This window comes from Nonlabens xylanidelens, from assembly GCF_002934445.1.
In the GTDB taxonomy this organism is placed as follows: domain Bacteria; phylum Bacteroidota; class Bacteroidia; order Flavobacteriales; family Flavobacteriaceae; genus Nonlabens; species Nonlabens xylanidelens.
Genome location: NZ_PTJE01000001.1, coordinates 880,601 through 900,119, shown reverse-complemented (window position 1 = coordinate 900,119; position 19,519 = coordinate 880,601). Strand labels below are relative to the sequence as shown.

The 19,519-nt window shown below is 35.3% G+C and carries 20 protein-coding genes; 8 read left to right on the top strand and 12 right to left on the bottom strand.

Annotated features, from left to right (window positions below; all coding sequences use genetic code 11):
• The first annotated feature begins 83 nt into the window (after window positions 1-83).
• Window positions 84-857, top strand: a complete 774-nt coding sequence (locus tag LY01_RS04060) for a THC0290_0291 family protein (protein ID WP_104514512.1) — start codon at window positions 84-86, stop codon at window positions 855-857.
• A 58-nt stretch (window positions 858-915) separates the two neighbouring features.
• On the opposite strand, the gene LY01_RS04055 is transcribed toward LY01_RS04060, so the two are convergent.
• From LY01_RS04055 to trmB, 3 genes are read right to left on the bottom strand one after another with little or no spacing between them, the layout of a single operon-like run.
• Entirely contained in the window at window positions 916-1,254 is a 339-nt protein-coding gene (locus LY01_RS04055) for an MGMT family protein (RefSeq protein WP_104514511.1), read from the bottom strand.
• Window positions 1,251-1,877: a LysE family translocator gene (locus LY01_RS04050; RefSeq protein ID WP_104514510.1), complete on the bottom strand. Its 627-nt coding sequence runs from the start codon at window positions 1,875-1,877 to the stop codon at window positions 1,251-1,253. The genes LY01_RS04055 and LY01_RS04050 overlap by 4 nt, the downstream gene beginning before the upstream one ends.
• Window positions 1,877-2,545: a tRNA (guanosine(46)-N7)-methyltransferase TrmB gene (trmB, locus tag LY01_RS04045; protein ID WP_104514509.1), complete on the bottom strand. Its 669-nt coding sequence runs from the start codon at window positions 2,543-2,545 to the stop codon at window positions 1,877-1,879. The genes LY01_RS04050 and trmB overlap by 1 nt, the downstream gene beginning before the upstream one ends.
• A gap of 69 nt (window positions 2,546-2,614) precedes the next feature.
• Here trmB and LY01_RS04040 point away from each other — a divergent pair, with 69 nt between their 5' ends.
• Window positions 2,615-3,724: a glycosyltransferase gene (locus LY01_RS04040; protein ID WP_104514508.1), complete on the top strand. Its 1,110-nt coding sequence runs from the start codon at window positions 2,615-2,617 to the stop codon at window positions 3,722-3,724.
• Here LY01_RS04040 and LY01_RS04035 read toward each other — a convergent pair.
• Both LY01_RS04035 and LY01_RS04030 read right to left on the bottom strand, forming a co-directional pair.
• Entirely contained in the window at window positions 3,628-4,716 is a 1,089-nt protein-coding gene (locus LY01_RS04035) for a sensor histidine kinase (RefSeq protein WP_104514507.1), read from the bottom strand. The genes LY01_RS04040 and LY01_RS04035 overlap by 97 nt on opposite strands.
• A complete protein-coding gene (locus LY01_RS04030) occupies window positions 4,706-5,404 on the bottom strand; it encodes a response regulator transcription factor (RefSeq protein ID WP_211289263.1) in 699 nt (232 codons plus the stop codon). Before LY01_RS04030 ends, LY01_RS04035 begins: the two co-directional genes overlap by 11 nt.
• 272 nt (window positions 5,405-5,676) lie before the next feature.
• Here LY01_RS04030 and LY01_RS04025 point away from each other — a divergent pair, with 272 nt between their 5' ends.
• Complete coding sequence (locus LY01_RS04025) at window positions 5,677-7,617, top strand: T9SS type A sorting domain-containing protein (protein ID WP_104514506.1); 1,941 nt, start codon at window positions 5,677-5,679, stop codon at window positions 7,615-7,617.
• Window positions 7,618-7,700: 83 nt separating this feature from the next.
• Window positions 7,701-8,672 carry a LuxE/PaaK family acyltransferase gene (locus LY01_RS04020; protein WP_104514739.1) on the top strand — a complete coding sequence of 324 codons (972 nt, stop codon included), beginning with the start codon at window positions 7,701-7,703 and terminating at the stop codon, window positions 8,670-8,672.
• 76 nt (window positions 8,673-8,748) lie between these two features.
• Here LY01_RS04020 and tyrS read toward each other — a convergent pair whose 3' ends face one another.
• Complete coding sequence (gene tyrS / locus LY01_RS04015; RefSeq protein ID WP_104514505.1) at window positions 8,749-10,047, bottom strand: tyrosine--tRNA ligase; 1,299 nt, start codon at window positions 10,045-10,047, stop codon at window positions 8,749-8,751.
• An 82-nt stretch (window positions 10,048-10,129) separates the two neighbouring features.
• Between tyrS and LY01_RS04010 the strand changes: the two genes are divergently transcribed.
• Window positions 10,130-11,131: an NAD-dependent epimerase/dehydratase family protein gene (locus tag LY01_RS04010; RefSeq protein ID WP_104514504.1), complete on the top strand. Its 1,002-nt coding sequence runs from the start codon at window positions 10,130-10,132 to the stop codon at window positions 11,129-11,131.
• On the opposite strand, the gene LY01_RS04005 is transcribed toward LY01_RS04010, so the two are convergent.
• From LY01_RS04005 to LY01_RS03995, 3 genes are read right to left on the bottom strand one after another with little or no spacing between them, the layout of a single operon-like run.
• Window positions 11,128-11,565, bottom strand: a complete 438-nt coding sequence (locus LY01_RS04005; RefSeq protein ID WP_104514503.1) for a DUF4296 domain-containing protein — start codon at window positions 11,563-11,565, stop codon at window positions 11,128-11,130. The genes LY01_RS04010 and LY01_RS04005 overlap by 4 nt on opposite strands.
• Window positions 11,562-12,902: a dihydroorotase gene (locus LY01_RS04000; RefSeq protein ID WP_104514502.1), complete on the bottom strand. Its 1,341-nt coding sequence runs from the start codon at window positions 12,900-12,902 to the stop codon at window positions 11,562-11,564. Before LY01_RS04000 ends, LY01_RS04005 begins: the two co-directional genes overlap by 4 nt.
• Window positions 12,899-13,630 (bottom strand): polyprenol monophosphomannose synthase, encoded by a 732-nt coding sequence (locus LY01_RS03995; protein ID WP_104514501.1) that lies wholly within the window; start codon window positions 13,628-13,630, stop codon window positions 12,899-12,901. The genes LY01_RS04000 and LY01_RS03995 overlap by 4 nt, the downstream gene beginning before the upstream one ends.
• A gap of 65 nt (window positions 13,631-13,695) precedes the next feature.
• On the opposite strand from LY01_RS03995, the gene LY01_RS03990 reads away from it, so the two are divergent.
• Together LY01_RS03990 and LY01_RS03985 are read left to right on the top strand one after the other, a co-directional pair.
• Window positions 13,696-14,358, top strand: coding sequence for a DUF4271 domain-containing protein (locus LY01_RS03990; RefSeq protein WP_211289262.1), 663 nt, complete (start codon window positions 13,696-13,698; stop codon window positions 14,356-14,358).
• Window positions 14,359-14,387: 29 nt separating this feature from the next.
• Window positions 14,388-15,128: a uroporphyrinogen-III synthase gene (locus LY01_RS03985; RefSeq protein ID WP_104514499.1), complete on the top strand. Its 741-nt coding sequence runs from the start codon at window positions 14,388-14,390 to the stop codon at window positions 15,126-15,128.
• 101 nt (window positions 15,129-15,229) lie between these two features.
• Here the strand turns inward: LY01_RS03985 and pckA are convergent, their stop codons facing one another.
• The gene (gene pckA / locus LY01_RS03980) at window positions 15,230-16,843 is read right to left on the bottom strand and encodes a phosphoenolpyruvate carboxykinase (ATP) (protein WP_104514498.1); all 1,614 of its coding nucleotides are present in this window, start codon (window positions 16,841-16,843) and stop codon (window positions 15,230-15,232) included.
• A 53-nt stretch (window positions 16,844-16,896) separates the two neighbouring features.
• Window positions 16,897-17,292 carry a DUF423 domain-containing protein gene (locus LY01_RS03975; protein WP_104514497.1) on the bottom strand — a complete coding sequence of 132 codons (396 nt, stop codon included), beginning with the start codon at window positions 17,290-17,292 and terminating at the stop codon, window positions 16,897-16,899.
• A gap of 53 nt (window positions 17,293-17,345) precedes the next feature.
• Between LY01_RS03975 and LY01_RS03970 the strand changes: the two genes are divergently transcribed.
• Window positions 17,346-18,710, top strand: coding sequence for a saccharopine dehydrogenase family protein (locus tag LY01_RS03970; RefSeq protein ID WP_104514496.1), 1,365 nt, complete (start codon window positions 17,346-17,348; stop codon window positions 18,708-18,710).
• A gap of 81 nt (window positions 18,711-18,791) precedes the next feature.
• Here LY01_RS03970 and LY01_RS03965 read toward each other — a convergent pair whose 3' ends face one another.
• Window positions 18,792-19,490: a zinc metallopeptidase gene (locus tag LY01_RS03965; RefSeq protein ID WP_170034521.1), complete on the bottom strand. Its 699-nt coding sequence runs from the start codon at window positions 19,488-19,490 to the stop codon at window positions 18,792-18,794.
• Window positions 19,491-19,519: the final 29 nt, after the last annotated feature.

Below are 19,519 nucleotides of genomic sequence, written 5' to 3'. Positions count from 1 at the left end.
GTATTAGTTTTAAACATATTTAATACTGTCTGTATGAACTACATTTTGTTATATTTGTCGTCATCACTTAAGTCCTTATATTAATGACGTATCTACAAAAACACATTACAACTCTTATCATTCTTATAGGAATGGTAGCTACAAGTAATGCGCAATTAGGCTTCTCTCACGAATTAGGTTTTATCACTGGACCTGTCGCTTTTCAAAGTGATTATGGTGAGCGATATGACTTTAACACTAACAAAGGTAATGTAGGTATCGGTGTTGGACTCATTCACTATATCAATTTTGCTTATCGTGCCGACTGTGATTGTTATACCGGAGATACCTACTGGAATGATCATTTTAAAATACGTAGTGAGATAGATTACCATGTGACCACCCTTAATCATCTAGGTGATGAAGCGGACAAGAACTCTATAGGTGGTCTTCAATTAAGATCTATGCAAGGAAAAGCAAAAGTCTTTGAGTTGGGTGCACAAATAGAATGGTATCCATTAAGCATTAGAGATTTTCAGAGTGGCACACCTAAAGTGGCACCTTACGTAGGTTTTGGAGCTCATTATGTAAACTATAGACCAGAAGCGACTAGTGTGTTAGGTCCTTTGGATAACCCAATAACGACATTCCCTACATTTATAGATCGTATAGACACCTCACAGGGTAGTGCAATTGCTCTAGTAGGCGATCTAGGTTTTAGATATAAAATAAGTGAACTAAGTGATATTTTAATATCGTCTAAGTGGCATTATTATGTAGACAGTAATTATGTAGATGGATTAAGTCCTAATAACGTTAACAACAGAGCAAATGACTGGATATGGTGGTTTAACGTAGGTTACATCTTCTATCTGTAGAGCATCAACAATTATTATAAAAAAAGCCTTTCTATTGTAATGAATAGAAAGGTTTTTTTTATTCTTGTAATCCAAGTTCTTCTAATGGATCCCAGTAAGTCTCTTTAAAATTTTTAATTTGATCTTCTTCGATAATTTGCCCTTCACTTTCTAGAAGTTGTTGCATTAAGTTAGTGCCGGGAAAATGATGTTTACCAGTTAACACTCCATTGCGGTTTACAACCCTATGTGCAGGCACTTCAGGATCATTATGCGCAGCATTCATAGCATAACCTACAGTTCTACTGCTACGTGGTGTTCCTAAAACTTTTGCTATAGACCCATAGCTAGTTACTCTACCATAAGGTATTTGTTTAACGACCTCATACACTCTTAAATAAAAATCGTTTGTACTCATGAGTATATTCTAAATATGGTAAATACCGCAATAAACAAAGTAAGACCTCCTAATAGGTAATTAATTTTGCGAGCAAATGTATTGCTGTCAAAGGCAAATTTCTTCACATAAGTAATGTAGGCTAATAACATTAAAAATGTTCCACTAGCGGCGCCTATAATAAATAGATGAGCCATGGGATAAGTAAATTCAAATAAACCACGACTGGCTAGAAAAGAACTAAAACCTATATAAAATGGAATAGGAAATATATTTAAAACCGATAATATGATTCCTTGCGCAAAAAGCTTAACAGGTGATCTATTTACCTCTTTTACTACTGGTGTACCAGAATCAAGTAACGCTCTAATAAAAAAGAAAACAGATAATGCTAGAAAAGCAACTACCGCAAACTTTTCTAACATCAATAAGGTATCAGGATTGTTATTCAATAATTTAGAAAAGAAAACCCCTACATATACTTGAGCCACAACTATAAGTGATGCTCCTAATGCAAAAATTACAGCTGCTTTTCTATTTTGTTTCACACTTATTTTGGCCGCTGTAAGATTCAATAATCCGGGCGGTATAACACCCACAAAACCTATAATTAAACCGAATAATAAATGTAAAAGTCCTGCCATTATTTCAATTTAAACTTGATATAAGTTATCGCTTTACCTGTTTCTAGATACTGCTTCTCATAAAAAGTCTGTGTACCGGTAACTTCTTCTGGAGATTCTGTATTTGAATAGACGTCATGATGTGCATATAGAATCTCTTCTCCTCTAGCTTGCAATAGCCCTAAAGTATATCCATGCATGAATTCAGAATCTGTTTTAAGATTCATAATACCATCAGTTTGTAAAATATGTTTATACTTTGCAAGAAAATCAGGATTAGTCATTCTGTGTTTAGTACGCTTGTATTTAATTTGAGGGTCTGGAAATGTGATCCATATCTCTTGTATTTCCGCTTTCGCGAAAGCGTCATCTACCAACTCAATTTGAGTACGTAAAAAAGCTACGTTAGTAAGACCTTCTTCAATAGCTGTTTTTGCACCACGCCAGAAACGCGCTCCCTTAATATCTATACCTATAAAATTACGTTCAGGATACTTGCGAGCTAGAGCAACCGTGTATTCTCCCTTACCACAACCTAACTCTAAGGTAATAGGATTATCGTTACCGAAAAATTCATTCCATTTACCCTGATGTTTAAAACCAGTGGTTACTTCTTCACGAGTAGGCTGAATAACGTTGTCGAATGTTTCGTTTTCGTTAAATCGTTTGAGTTTATTTTTGCTTCCCAATACAATTATTTAAAGGTTAATTAATGGCTACAAATATACCTGATTACAAAGTCATTGTATATTTACTACATGCAAAAATCCAAAAACATTTTGGTTGCCCCTTTAAACTGGGGCTTAGGTCATGCCACTAGATGCATACCTATAATATTAGAAATCATTAATAATGGGGACAACCCTATTATAGCTAGTGATGGACAGGCACTTGCTTTACTTAAAAAAGAATTTAAAGGCCATACTTTTATAGAGCTACCATCTTATGACATTGAATATGCAAAGGAAGGCCGCAATTTAAAATTGAAAATGCTTAAAGACTCTCCTAAGATATGGAAAGCTATACGCAATGAACACAAAATATTAAACCGCTTAATCCTAGAGCACAAAATAACTGGTATCATATCAGATAACAGATTAGGATTATACAGCAATTTAATACCATCGGTAATTATAACACATCAACTACAGGTTTTATCTGGTAGCACGACATGGTTCAGTACACAATTGCACCTGCATTACATAAAAAAATTTGATTATTGCTGGATACCTGACGTCAGTGGAACAAATAACTTAACTGGTAAGTTATCGCATAATACTGATTGCCAACTAGACAAAGTTTACTTAGGTCCACTTTCCAGATTTAAAAATACTGGTCAGTATCAAAAAAAATACGACCTACTTATCTTATTATCTGGACCAGAACCTCAACGAGGTATTTTAGAAAAGAAATTACTTTCTGAAATAAAAAGATATCATGGTAAGGTACTATTTATAGCCGGCAGAATAGAAAAAGAGCAAAAAGTAGAAAAGAAAGGAAACGTAACTTTTTACAATTACCTCTCTACAGAAAGTTTACAAAAAGCTATAGATTTAAGTGAATGCGTGCTAAGCAGAAGCGGTTACACCACTATTATGGATTTAAATGAATTAGGCAAAAAAGCCTTTTTCATCCCTACACCAGGACAGTTTGAACAAGAATACTTAGCACAATCACTAGATGACAAAGGTCTTGTTCCTTACGCTACACAAGAAGATTTTAAAATAGAAATGTTATCTAGAATACCTAATTATAAAGGTTTAGGCGACATTCATTCTACCACTACATCTATATCTTCTATACTAGAAGAAACTTTTTCTAGAGTAAATGAAAATTCAGAACCTATACCTATTTCACTATCAACATAAATACGCTCTCCATGAGCCTCTACAATATGTTTAACTATCGCTAGTCCCAACCCAGAGCCACCTTCTCTGCGCGATCCTGTTCTATCCACTCTAAAAAAGCGCTCAAATAATCTAGGTATAAATTCTTTTTTAATCCCTTCTCCATTATCAGTAACACGCACGATTACCTTATTATTAATAAGGTCTTCAATAGCCACCTCGGTGGTACCATTTTGTTTCCCATACTTAACAGAATTAACGATAAGGTTAGATACTACTTGCTGGATGCGCTCCTTATCTGCATGAACCATAATTTTATTATTATAATTCATATCAAAAACTAGAGAAATATTCTTTCTAGCCGCTTTCATTTCAAATTGATCAAACACCTGTTTCATCAATTTTACTATATCAAAGTCGTCTTTTTCTAGACGCATATCACCTACTTCTAGCCTAGTGATCATATCCATATCTTTTACAATATAGGTAAGACGCTCTACTCCTTTTTGTGCTCTTTCTAGGTATTTCTTACGTATAACCTTGTCTTTATGCGCTCCATCAATTAAGGTATCTATATAACCTTGAACGGTAAATAAAGGCGTTTTAAGCTCGTGAGATATGTTACCTAAAAACTCTTTACGATAATTCTCACGTACTTGCAGTGTTTCTATTTCTGTTTTCTTATTTCTAGCAAATCTCTCTACCTGATCTTTGAGAGTACGCATATCTGTAGCGATCTCTCTGTCATCAAAATTGCTCGATTCTAACAGAGACACGTCTTCATAAATACGTTTGATACGTCGATAAATAAAACGCTGTACCCTAAACTGAATAATCGTAAAGCATATTAAAAAACACGCCAAAGAAAAACAGAAAATAAGGTACAACGGTAACTCTACATCATCAAAAGATGACACACTTAATAAAAGTAAAAAAAGTATAACAGCGATATAAATAGAAGATCTAATCGCAAATCGGTAACTATTTCTTTGCGGCGCTGTATTATTTGACATATTTATAACCTACCCCTTTCACAGTCTTAAAACTGTCATCTCCCAACTTCTCTCTTAGTTTTCTAATATGTACATCTATAGTACGACCACCCACTATCACTTCATTACCCCACACCACATCAAGAATTTCTTCTCTTTTAAACACTTTACCAGGTTTAGTAGTCAGTAAAGAAAGTAATTCAAATTCTTTACGAGGCAATATCATTTCTTCCTTCTTAAAGATAATCTTGTACTGATCTCTATCGATAACTAGATCTCCTAGTTTTAAAATATTTGAAGCCTCTGGAGCAACATTCTCTCTACGTCTTAAAAGAGATTTTACCTTAGAAACAAGAACTCTAGGTTTTACAGGTTTTGTAATATAATCATCTGCACCCACATCAAAACCAGCGATCATTGAATAATCTTCACCTCTTGCAGTTAGAAAAGTTATTACAGTACCGTCTAATTCTGGTGTTTTGCGCATTTTCTCGCAGGCCTCGATCCCATCCATTACCGGCATCATGACATCTAGTATAATAAGGTCTGGCTTTTTCTTCTTTGCAATTTTGAGAGCTTCCTCTCCATTCTCTGCCGTAAATACTTGATAACCTTCATTTTTAAGATTGTATCCTACTATCTCTAAAATATCCGGCTCGTCGTCTACTAATAGAACTCTCGCTTTAGCGTCTTTCATTTCTTCTTTCATATTCTTAATGGGCTAAATTAAAAAGATAGTTACTCAAGCGTTTTAAATCCATGTTAGCTTTAGGTTAACTCAGTGTATTAAAAAAATAAAGTTATGAAAATAATTTGTGATGATCTCGCTTTCGCGAAAGCGGAATTCATAAACTTATCAATACTAGCACAATTAGTTAGCTATCACTAGCATTAGAAGGCATGTTACTTTAACGTTAAATAACTGACTGCCAAAACTTACACCATTATAGAAATTGTATATTCGCAAAAAACTACAACAAGATGAAACAAATTTACTTTAGTGTCGTAATGTTCTTTATTGCGGCTACTTCTTTTGCTCAACAACCTATAATTACCTCTATTGTAGACGGTGATTGTTCTGGTGGAAACCCTAAATTACTAGAGATTTATGCTAGCGGTACAGTTGACTTTACTTTATTCTCATTAGAAAATCAAACTAACGGAAACACAACTTGGGGTAGTGCATTTGATCTTTCTGGATTCGGTACTGTTACAGATGGTTTTATTTATGTAACGACTACAGGTAGTGCAGGAGCATTAGCTACTGAATTTCCTGGTCTAGCAAGTGCAACTGTACTTACTGATAATGTAATTAACCTAAATGGTGATGACCGTATTAGAATTATTGAAACAGCAACTAGTACTGTAATTGATCAATATGGAGTAAGCGGTGTGGACGGAACTGGTCAGACATGGGAATATGCAGATTCTTCTGCAAAAAGAATTAACGGTACTGGACCAGATAATGGTTTTGTAGAAGCTAACTGGGTATTTGGCGGTGCAGGTTCTTTAAACAACCTTGGAGTTTGTCAAGGTGGTACTGATACTTTTGAAACTTTAATAGGTGGAATAGGAACATACACAACTGTTATGTCTACAGTTCCTGCTGTTACTATTACTGCTCCTTCTGATGGATCTACACTTGCTGGTGGTACAACTACAACTGATATCACATGGAACTCTATGAACCTTCCTGCTGGAGCAACATTTAATGTATCAGTAAACGGTACTGATAACTTAGATGTTACTTCTCCTTATTCTATAACTGTAATGGATGGTGTTACTTATAATGTAACTGTCTCAATGGTAAACGGTACTATGTTAATCACTACTGACTCAACTAGTTTTGACGTTGCATTCCCATGTGACCTACAATTAGGTACAATCACTGAAACATGTCAGACTTCTACATCTGGTGTAGATTTATATGATGTAACTATAGATTTTACAGGTGGTAGTACTTCTACTTATGTTATTGACACTGCTGGTAATGGAACTGTAGCTGGAGATGATCCTTCTACTGTTGCAGCTGGACAGATTACAATTACAGGTGTTACTGAAGGTGTAGACTTTACAGTTACAGTTACTGGTGATGCAGCAAATAGCTCATGTACTCTAACTCGCAACATCTCAAGCCCTGCGTGTCTAGGTAATGTAACTTGTGCAAACCCTGGAGATTTAATAATTACAGAAATTATGCAAAACCCTGCTGCGGTAGGTGATAACGTTGGTGAATACTTTGAAGTATACAACACAACAGGAGCTGCAATAGACATGTTAGGTTATGAGATTGTAGATTTAACAAGTGCAAACGAAAACTTTACTGTAATCCTTTCTGTAATTGTTCCTGCAAATGGATATGCTGTATTTGTTGCAAATGCTGATCCTCTTGCAAACGGTGGAATCACTCCTGACTATGTTTATGATGGTACTTCTACATTTTTAGGAAATGGATCTGATGAATTATCTATTCAATGTGGAGGAACTGTTATCGACGAAGTTTCTTGGGATAACGGTGCAACTTTCCCTGATGGAACTGGTGTGAGCATGGAATTATCTTTAAGCAGCTATAACTCTACAGATAATGACTTAGGTACAAACTGGGGTCTTGCCGTAACTGCTTATGGTGATGGTGATTTAGGTACTCCTGGAGCAGTAAATGACTTTACATTATCTAACGATACTTTTGACGCAAATACTTTCAAAATCTATCCTAATCCAGTAAATGGTTCTACAGTAAACATAGTTTCTACAAATGGAGAAGCCGTGGATGTAATAATCTATTCTACTTTAGGTCAGAGAGTATTAACTGCAGCTGGTCTTACAAATGAATTAAATGTAAGCAACCTTGATTCTGGAATGTATATCGTTAAGATTTCTCAAGGAAACGCAACTCAAACACGCAAACTAGTTATCAAGTAATCGATACCTAACCTTTATAATTTACTAAGCGCTGCAGTTTTACTGCGGCGCTTTTTTATTTACTTTTGTTTCAAATTCTTGATGTGATATTTCCTGTTTTTGATATTGATTCTAATAAAGCTTTTGAACAAATGGCTTTAAAAATTTATGCTTATCAAAGGCAGTACAATCCAGTTTATAAACAGTATTGCGATTTGTTAAACGTAAAAGAAGTGGACTCCTTAGAAAAAATCCCTTTTTTACCTATACAATTTTTTAAATCCCATCAAGTAATAAGCAACACTGACCCTACCCAAATAACATTTACCAGCAGTGGCACAACAGGTAGCACAGTCTCAAAACATCTTGTAACAGATTTAAAGGTATATGACCACAGCCTAGACGACAGTTTTAAAGCTACTTATGGAGCTATTGAAGATTATGTGGTTCTAGCTTTACTACCGCATTATTTAGACCGCACAGGCTCTTCATTAGTCTACATGGCACAACGCTGGATTAATAAATCTGGACGCACAGAAAGCGGTTTTTACCTCAACAATTTAGAAGAACTAGCTAGCATACTTAAAAACCTTCAAAAAACCAATCAAAAAGTAATTCTTATCGGTGTTACATTTGCTCTACTACAACTAGCAGAACAATATGCTATGCCACTCGATAATGTCATTATTATAGAAACTGGCGGTATGAAAGGTATGCGCAAAGAGATCGTAAAACCAGAACTACACCAGATTCTAAAAACAGCTTTCCCGCAAGCAAGTATTCAAAGTGAATATGGAATGACCGAACTTTTATCACAAGCCTATGCGAGTGACGGCATCAATTTTACCACACCGCAATGGATGAAGGTAATTACTAGAGACACAAATGATCCTTTATCGCTTATAGATAATGGTAAAACTGGAGGTTTAAATATTATTGATCTAGCCAATTATAATTCTTGTTCTTTTATCGCAACACAAGACTTAGGTAAAAGCTTTAAGGATGGAAGCTTTCAAGTTTTGGGAAGGTTTGATCACTCTGACATTAGAGGTTGTAACTTAATGGCAGTTAATTAATAAATCCATATCTCAAGAAAAGAAAAAGACAACTTGTTTCCAAGTTGTCTTTTATATTATATGGCGTGAAGTAAAATTATTTTAAAACTACTAAAAAGTAATTCTTCTTACCACGTTGTAATAAGATCATATTTCCAGCAATCACGTCTTCTTCGGTAATCACCTTATCTTCAGTAATTTTATTTTTATTAACGCTTAGGCTATTTTCTTTAAGTGCTCTACGCACCTCACCGTTAGAACTAAGGAAACCAGTAGTTTCATTCATAAAAGTAACCACATCCACTCCATTTGCAATTGCGTCTCTTTCTATTTCTACCTGTGGCACACCATCAAAAATCTCTAACAATGTTGCCTGATCCATTTTACCCCATTGCTCTGGAGTTACTTTTTTAGAAAACAATATTCCAGATGCCTCAACCGCTGTTTCAAAAGCTTCTTTACCATGAACTAAAGTAGTTATCTCCTCTGCAAGACGTTTCTGTAACACACGGTAACCAGGATCTTTTTGATGCTCTTCAATTAAAGCCTCACAAGTTTCCTTATCTAAGAAAGTAAAAATCTTAATCCAGTTCACCGCATCATCATCAGTTGCTGTAATCCAGAATTGATAAAATTTATAAACACTTGTTTTATCTGCATCTAGCCAGATATTACCACCTTCTGTTTTACCGAATTTAGTTCCATCCGTCTTAGTAACAAGAGGTGTTGTTAAAGCATATGCTTTACCTCTAGCCACGCGACGTACTAACTCTGTTCCGGTAGTAATATTTCCCCATTGATCAGAACCACCTATTTGTAATTTTACACCTTCATTTTGATACAAGTGCAAGTAATCATACCCTTGAAATAATTGATAAGTAAACTCAGTAAAACTCATTCCATCACCTTCTCCAGACACACGTTTCTTTACAGACTCTTTTGCCATCATGTAATTAACCGTAATGTGCTTACCGATATCACGAGCAAAATCTATAAGACTAAAGTCTTTCATCCAGTCGTAATTATTCACCAATTTAGCTCTCGTTTCTTCTTCACCACCTTCAAAATCAATAAATCTAGAAATAACGCTTTTAACACCAGCGATATTTTTATCTAGGATATCTTGTGTTAGTAAATTACGCTCTGCACTTTTACCACTAGGATCACCTATCATACCTGTTGCACCACCTACTAGCGCTATAGGCCTATGACCAGAACGTTGTAAATGCATTAAAAGAATGATTTGCACCATACTACCTATATGAAGAGAGTCTGCAGTAGGGTCAAAACCTATATAACCAGACACCACTTCATTTTGTAACATTTCTTCTGTATCGGGCATGATATCGTGTATCATACCGCGCCATTTTAACTCTTCTACAAAGTTGTAAGCCATAATTCCATTTTTACAATTGCAAATATATGTGTTTGGCTTTTTTTAAAGGTTTTTTAAGCCTTGTATTGTGTACTTTTACTGCATGATTTTAATCACAGGTGCAACAGGATTAGTAGGTGGACATTTGTTATACCGCTTTCGCGAAAGCGGAAACAACATCATTGCTCTTTATCGAGATTTAAAAACTCTTGATAATACACGTGAGATTTTTGAGTCTTATGAAAAAGGTGCAAGTGTACAAGTCGATAATTTTCAGTGGCTACAAGCCGACATTCTTGAGATTCCAAGTCTTGAAAAAGCAATGGAAAATATCACTACCGTTTATCATTGTGCTGCCGCAATTGATGGTCTAGATTTTGAACATCTTAAAAGCATAAACATGCGCGGCACAGAGAATGTGATTAATGTAGCCATAGCGCGTGGCGTGAGTAAATTGTGCCACGTAAGTAGCATTGCTGCTCTAGGAGAATCTGTAGGCGGCAGGGCTGTAAATGAGGATGACTATTTTAATCTAGACGGACTCAACACAGACTATGCGATCACAAAATTTGGCGCAGAAATGGAGGCATGGCGAGCAACACAAGAAAACCTAGAAGTAGTTATTGTTAATCCTGGTGTAATTCTAGGAGAAGGCAACTGGAACAGTGGCTCTGGTCAATTATTTAGTAAAACGGCCAGCGGTAATAGTTTCTACACAGATGGCAGCAGTGGTTTTGTAGATGTAAGAGATGTAGCAAAGGCCATGCAAGAACTTACCGAGAGTGATTATACTAACGAGCGTGTCATATTAGTATCTGAAAATAAATCTTACAAAGATGTATTAGCCTATATAGCGATCTCTCTAAACAAAAAGAAGCCTAGCATAAAACTATCTAAAAGTTTACTGACAGCTGTTTCTTACTTATTAAAAATACCCAATCTATTAGGGTTAAAAAGAAAACTTAGCACAGCAACTGTTAATTCACTAAGCTCAAATACTAAGTATTCTAATGAAAATGCAAAAACTGTTTTAAGCTTTGATTTCATCTCTGTAGCTGAAAGTATAGAAAGAGTTTGTAAATTTTATAATGAAAGAAAACACTAAAGTTCTTCTTCAATATTTTTTACTTTCTCCTTTTTCTTACCTTTTTCAACAGTGCTTTTAGGGACTAGATTCTCTTGTTCTTTATTAAACCTTTCTTGCCTAGAACTTACAGAGTCTTGAAGAACCTTTAAATTATCTTGTACTTTTTGCATTATCAGAACGTAATCTTCTACCCTATCTGTATAATAATTTAAATTCTCTTGAAAACTTATACTGTCCATAGTATACTTTTCAAAAAGGTAAGAACTAGGCTGTACACCTTTTTCAATATAAGCGGTTCTATTAGAAGATATCGCACCTTCTATTATATATAGATCAGTGATGATAGCTGCCATTTTATCCTGATCAAACAGATTATCTGGTTTTGCAGATGTCTCTACATTAGAACATGAAAGTGTAAAAAGGATTAAGATTATGGCGGTTATTTTTTTCATCGTTTAAAAGAAAGTTCTTGAGCACTTTTATGATCGCTCACTTTAAAGTTTTTATATGCTAGCTCTCCATTAACAAAGGTTTGCATAATGCGGCTTTTAAATGTAACACCTTCAAATGGTGACCACCCACATTTTGCAAGCACGTTCTCCTTAGTCACAGTCCATGGATTGTTAGTATCTACCACAACAAGATCTGCCTTATAACCTTCTCTTATGAAACCACGGTTTTCTATATCAAATAGTAATGCCGGATTATGACACATTTTCTCTACTACCTTTTCTATTGAGATCTTTTCGTCGTGAACAAATTGCAACATTGCAGGTAATGCATGTTGCACTAATGGACCTCCACTAGGACAACTAGTGTATGGATTTGATTTTTCTTCTAGTGTGTGTGGCGCATGGTCTGTTGCGATCACATCTATACGGTCATCTAATAGCGCTTGCCACAACTCTTCTCTATCAGTAGCTGTTTTTACTGCTGGATTCCACTTTATAAACTTACCTTTTGTAGCATAGTCTTCATCACTAAACCATAGGTGGTGTATACATACCTCTGCAGTGATTTTCTTATCTTTAATTGCCTCTTTATTAGAAAACAGTGAGGTCTCCTTCCCTGTAGACAAATGGAACACATGTATTCTAGCACCAGTTTCCTTAGCTAGTTCTACCGCACCACTACTACTTATATAACAAGCATCTTCACTTCTTATTTTAGGATGTTGATCCATAGGAATATCATCTCCATAGGTATCAAAAGCTTCTTTAAAATTTGCTTTAATTGTAGCCTCATCTTCACAATGTAAAGCGATGCGCAATTTTACTTTAGAAAATATTTCACGCAACACTTCTTTATCATCTACAAGCATATTACCTGTAGAAGAACCTAAGAATAATTTTAAAGCAGGTACTCTAGACGTATCTACTTTTAGGATTTCTTCTAGGTTATCATTAGTCCCACCGAACATGAAAGCATAGTTTGCATGACTATCATTTGCAGCCGTTTCCATCTTTTTCTCCCATTCTTTAATGGTAGTAGTCTGTGGATTTGTATTAGGCATTTCCATAAATGTGGTAATCCCACCTGCAACAGCAGCAGCACTTTCTGTAGCTATAGTTGCTTTATGTGTAAGACCTGGCTCTCTAAAATGTACCTGATCATCAATTGCTCCTGGTAATAAGTATTTACCCTCTATATCAATAACAATAGTATCTGCATTTTTTGCGCTTATACTTTCTGCTATTTCTTTGATTGTATCTCCTTCTATATAAACATCACCTTCTCTAGTGACACCGTCAGTAACAATCTTTGCGTTTTTAATTAATGTCTTCTTCATAATTCAAGCTTCCCTATCAAACTTTTAATTTTCATAATAAATACTCCAGTAACCGCTTCATGTATAATACCACCGCTCATCTTAGACTGTCCTCTAGAACGATCTGTAAAAATTACTGGAACTTCCATAATATTAGCTTTTAATAAAAAAGCTTTGAACTTCATTTCTATTTGAAATGCATATCCTACAAATTTAATCTTATCTAAGTTGATTTTACTTAAAAGTGATGCTTTATAGCATTTAAAACCTGCAGTCGTGTCGTGTATCGACATTCTAGTTATGAATCTTACATATTTTGAGGCAAAATAGGAAAGCAAAACTCTAGACATGGGCCAGTTAACAACATTTACACCACGCACATATCTACTGCCTATAGCAAGGTCTGCACCTTCATTTTTACAAGCCTTGTACAATACAGGTATATCATTAGGATTATGAGAGAAGTCTGCATCCATTTCAAAAATGAATTCATAATCTCTATAAAGCGCCCATTTAAATCCATGAATATACGCAGTACCCAAGCCTTGTTTACCCTCGCGCTCTTCTAGAAATAATCTACCGGAATAATTAGCAAGGTTGTTTTTAACAACCTGACCAGTACCATCTGGAGAATTATCATCTACAATAAGCAAGTGCAAATCATCACTTTGACTTAAAACGGCATCGATCATTAACTGTATGTTGTCGATTTCATTATAAGTAGGAATAATAATTACTGTGTTTTTCATAACAAGCGGCAAAAATAGACAATTAATCTAGCAGCATACTAAACGTTTGATAAATCATATTATTTTTGCTGATTCATATGAACTTTGAATTACGTCACATATCTCCCAACGACTGGATCACCATTACATTATTAATATGTATAGTAATTCTAGCTGTAGCAAAATGGTTTTCTTCTATACCGTTAGGTGATTTACTCAGTTCTTACTTTAAAGATAGATTTATAAAAATTTCAAAATCAAATGGTGAGAGCACTTCATTACTCCTTATTTCTAGTCAGGTAGTTTATGGAATAAGTCTTTCTCTATTTGTTTACTTATTCTATCAATCGAGAATAGCAAGTCCTCCACAGTTTATCAATTTTATTCTAGTCTTAACTTTTATAGTCACCTTTTTATTAGGCAAACACTATCTAGGAAAATTGATTGCAAACCTGTGCCATTTTGAAGAAATCGTTGAAGTGATCGATCATCACAGAAATATTAACAGATCTATATTCTCTTTTGGGCTACTTTTAATCAATTGTATAGTCATCTATGCCTTTCATATGGAGCAAATTCCATTCCTAATAGCCTTTATAATTGTAGCATTATTCTTGTTTACTTATAACATAATTTTGATTTATACGTATCGAGCCCTATTAATTTCAGCTCCTTTCTATTTTATTTTGTACCTTTGCGCCCTTGAAATCGCGCCCTATCTACTTTTATATAAGTATATTATGCTGTGAGGACTTGTATTTAATAGAAAAATGAGTTTATGAAAGTGAAAACAATTTTGGTTTCCCAACCTGAACCTAAAATGGAAAATTCACCATATCAGAATTTGGTCGATAGAACAAAGGTGAAAATAGACTTCCGTTCCTTTATTCATGTTGAAGGAGCTGCAGCCAAAGAAGTACGAGAACAAAAGATTGATTTATCTCAGTTCACAGCTATTATTTTAACCAGCCGTAACGCTGTAGATCACTTCTTTAGAGTTGCTGAAGAAATGAGATATAAGATACCTGATTCTTTAAAATACTTCTGTCAGAGTGAAGCTGTTGCTTATTATTTACAAAAATATGTAGTATACCGTAAACGTAAGATTTATGTAGGTAAAAGAACTTTTCCAGAACTTTCTCCGCTTATTAAAAAACATAAAAACGAAACGTTCTTAGTACCTAGCTCTGATAAATTAGGAAACTCTACTCCTGCAGAATTAGATAAACTAGGTGTTAAATGGACTAGTGGTACTTTTTTCCGTACGGTAATTAGTGACCTTTCTGATCTTGCTGATGTCAAGTATGACGTATTAGTATTCTTCAGCCCTAGTGGGATAGAATCTTTATTTAAAAACTTTCCTGAATTCACTCAAGAGAAGACTAGAATTGCAGTTTTTGGAAACACTACCATGAAGGCTGCCGAAGATAAAGGTCTAAGAATAGATATTCAAGCGCCTACACCAGAGTCTCCATCAATGACTATGGCTATCGAGAATTATATTAAAGATAAAGCATAAGATAATTTTTCCGCTTTCGCGAAAGCGGAATTACAACAAACAAAAAAGTCCTGAATAATTTATTCAGGACTTTTTTTATGCAACCATTTTAGAGGTTAAATTTATAATTTTCTAGGTGGACCACCAGCTAGAATTTCTTCTGATGCTTCACTTTCAAATTGTTTAAAGTTATCAATAAAGAACTGTCTTAATTTTTCGGCAGTTTCATAATAACCTTTATCATTATTCCATGATTTACGAGGGCTCAAGACCTCAGTAGGTACATTAGGACATGTTCTAGGTTGCGCAAGTCCAAACATAGAGTGCACGTGGTAATTTCCTTTATTAGCTTCTTCTAATGAACCATCTAGCGCTGCGGTAATCATAGCTCTAGTATATTTTAATTTCATACGAGAACCTACACCATAAGGACCACCAGTCCATCCTGTGTTTACTAACCACACGTTTACACCAGCTTCTTTCATTTTCTTGCTCAACATCTCTGCATACACAGTAGGATGTAGCGGCATAAATGGCGCTCCAAAACATGAAGAAAAACTAGGCACCGGCTCTGTAACACCAGCTTCAGTTCCTGCTACCTTTGCTGTATAACCGCTTATAAAGTGGTATGCAGCCTGACCAGGTGTTAATTTTGAAATAGGAGGCAGTACACCAAAAGCATCTGCAGTAAGGAAGAATATATTCTTAGGATTTTTTCCTTGAGACGGTACTTTTATATTATCGATATGATAAATAGGGTAACTTACTCTTGTATTTTGTGTTATAGAAGTATCAGCAAAATCTACAGTATTATCTTCTTTAAAAATAACATTTTCTAGAATTGCCCCAGGTCGTATAGCATTAAAAATTTCTGGTTCTCCTTCTGGATCCAGATTGATAACCTTTGCATAACAACCACCTTCAAAGTTGAAGACTTCATTATCCTCAGTCCATCCATGCTCATCATCGCCTATCAAAGCACGATTAGGATCTGTAGAGAGTGTCGTTTTACCAGTACCACTAAGGCCAAAGAATATAGCTGTGCTACCATCTTTCCCTACGTTTGCACTACAGTGCATAGGTAACGTGTTTTTGTAAACAGGTAAGATAAAGTTAAGAGCACTAAAAATTCCTTTTTTGATCTCTCCTGTGTAACCAGTACCACCTATTAAGGCGATTTTTCTTGAGAAATTTAAAATAGCAAAATTGTGCTGTCTTGTCCCATCTTGATCTGGAACCGCCATAAATCCTGGCGCATTGATCACTGTCCACTCTGGATCAAAGCCATTAAGCTCTTCTTCTTCAGGTCTGATAAACATGTTATAAGCAAACATATTAGACCATGGATACTCATTGATCACTCTTAATTTGAGACGGTAGTCTTTATGAGCACATGCATATGCATCTCTCACAAAAAGCTCTTTACCATCTAGATAAGATGTTACTTTATCCAGTAATGCGTCAAATTTATCTGACTCAAAAGGAAGGTTAATGTTTCCCCACCAGACTAGTTTTTCAGTAACTTCATCTTTCACAATGAATCTGTCCATAGGAGAGCGACCGGTAAATTCACCTGTATGAACCGCGAGCGTGCCATTATCAGTTTCTTTACCGCCATAGTTCTCTACAGATTTCTCTTGTAAAATTTCAGGCGCGAGTTGGTAATTGATTTTGGAATTTTTGATTCCCCATTCGGTTAACGCAATCGATTGCGTAATAGAGGTGTTTGAATTCATGATAATCCTTTAATTAAGATTTCTGCAAAAATATAACTCTCAAATGGCTCTCACTAATTATTAATAGAATTATGTGAAATGATTTTCCATAAGGCAAAGAACCACCCTGATATCAGGCTTAGGCCACCTAAAGGAGTTATCGGACCAAGAAATTTCAAGCTTATTTTAAGCCATTTTGATACTGAAAGTCCATAAATACTAAATGAAAACAACACAATTCCGATAGCAAACAAATACAACAAAACACCTTTTGAAGAATCTGTTAAAATATTTACTTGAGAAAAAGCAATCAATGCAATGGCATGAAATAATTGATAACGCACACCTGTTTCAAAACTTTTTAACTGTTGTGGCTCTAACACTTTCTCTAGAGCATGAGCACCTAAGGCTCCTAAAATTACCGCGATAACCGCAAAACTACAGCCGACGATTAATAACTTTCTTTCCATTATTTCCTAAATTTTAATTAAGTCACTTAACTTGGCACTAAATTACAACAGCCATGCGTCACATCTTAATTATAGGAGCAGGAAAATCTACAGGAGTATTAGTAGATTATCTTCTTAATAAATCTAACGAGCATAACCTACATCTAATCATCGCTGATAAAAACGTGGAGAGTGCTCAATCGTTAAGTCAGAATCATGAAAATGCAACCGCCATAGAACTAGATATTTTTAATCCAGAAGAGCGTAAAAAACACATTCAAAAAGCAGATATCGTTATATCCATGCTACCTGCTAGATTCCATATAGAAGTAGCCCAAGACTGTGTAACTTATAACAAAAACATGGTGACTGCTAGTTATGTAAGCCCAGAAATGGAATCGCTGGATAAAGAAGTTAAAGAAAAAGGCCTCGTTTTTATGAACGAGATAGGCGTAGATCCTGGAGTAGACCACATGAGTGCTATGCAAGTAATAGATAGCATTAGAAACAAAGGTGGTAAACTTTTATTATTTGAATCCTTTACTGGTGGCCTTGTTGCTCCAGAAGACGATAATAATCTATGGAATTATAAATTTACATGGAACCCACGTAATGTAGTCACGGCAGGACAAGGTGGCGCTGCAAAGTTTATTCAAGAAGGCAAATACAAATACATACCGTACCATCGCCTTTTTAGAAGAACAGAGTTTCTAGATGTAGATGGTTATGGACGTTTTGAAGCTTTAGCAAATAGAAATAGTCTCAAATATAGAGAAGTTTATGGCCTACAAGATGTCTTAACCTTATATAGAGGCACCATGAGACGTGTAGGTTTCAGTAAAGCATGGAACATGTTTGTACAACTAGGCATGACAGACGACACCTATACTATAGAAGACTCTGAGGACATGACCTATCGTGATTTTGTCAATAGCTTTTTACCTTATTCTCCTACAGATAGTGTGGAACTAAAAATGCGTCATGAACTTAAAATAGATCAAGACGACATTATGTGGTTAAAACTAGAAGAGTTAGATATTTTTAATAGTGAAAAGAAAATAGGTCTTAAAGATGCCACACCTGCACAGATGTTGCAAGCCATTCTAGAAGATTCATGGACATTACAACCTGGAGAAAAGGATATGATTGTGATGTATCATAAATTCGGCTATGAATTGAATGGAGAACAATATCAAATAGACAGCACCATGGTCTGTCTAGGCGATGGGAAACTTCAAACTGCTATGGCTAAGACCGTAGGATTACCTGTAGCTATAGCTGCTTTAAAAATATTAAATAAAGAAATTACAGAACCTGGAGTGCAAATTCCTATTAAAGAATCTGTATACAAGCCTATTCTTAAAGAATTAGAAGGATATGGCATTCGCTTTCGCGAAAGCGAGACAGAATATCTAGGTTATAATAAATTACACTTGTAACTATTCTCAAAAATCAGCCAATAAAAAAAAGTCACTTACTAGTTAACTAATAAGTGACTTTTTTTGATAGAGTATTAAGTATTATCTCCTCTTTAAAAAGATAGAAATAAAATACAGTAAGGTAGCAAGTGAGCCTATGGCTGCAACTAAGTAAGTTCTAGCAGCCCATTTTAAAGCATCTTTTGCACCAGCGTGTTCTTCTTGAGTAAGCATTCTTTCATTTTCTAACCACGCAAGTGCGCGATTACTAGCATCATATTCTACTGGCAAGGTTACAAAAGCAAATAATGTTCCCATTCCATACATAATAATACCTGCGAGCAATACCCATTTACCAAAAAAAGTACTTGCCGCGAGAGCAACACCACCCATGATTACCCATTGAGAATATTTAGACGCAATACTCACTATAGGAACTAGACTAGAACGCATTCCTATCCATGAATAAGCCGTAGCATGTTGTATCGCGTGACCTACTTCATGAGCTGCGACTGCCGCTGCAGCTGCATTGCGTTGTGAATAAACCACCTCACTTAAATTAACCGTTCTATTGCTAGGGTTATAATGATCTGTAAGCTGTCCAGCTACCGAAATTACTTTTACATCTGTAATACCGTTATCATCGAGCATTTTTTGAGCGATCTCTGCCCCACTCATTCCGTTTTTGAGAGTCAATTTTGAATAGTACTCAAATTTTGACTTTAGTTTTTTACTTACTAAAGTACTTACCAGCATAACTATACCACCGATAATATAATAACCCATTAAGCCGCCGCCCATCATAATTTATAATTTCAATCAAGTTAAGA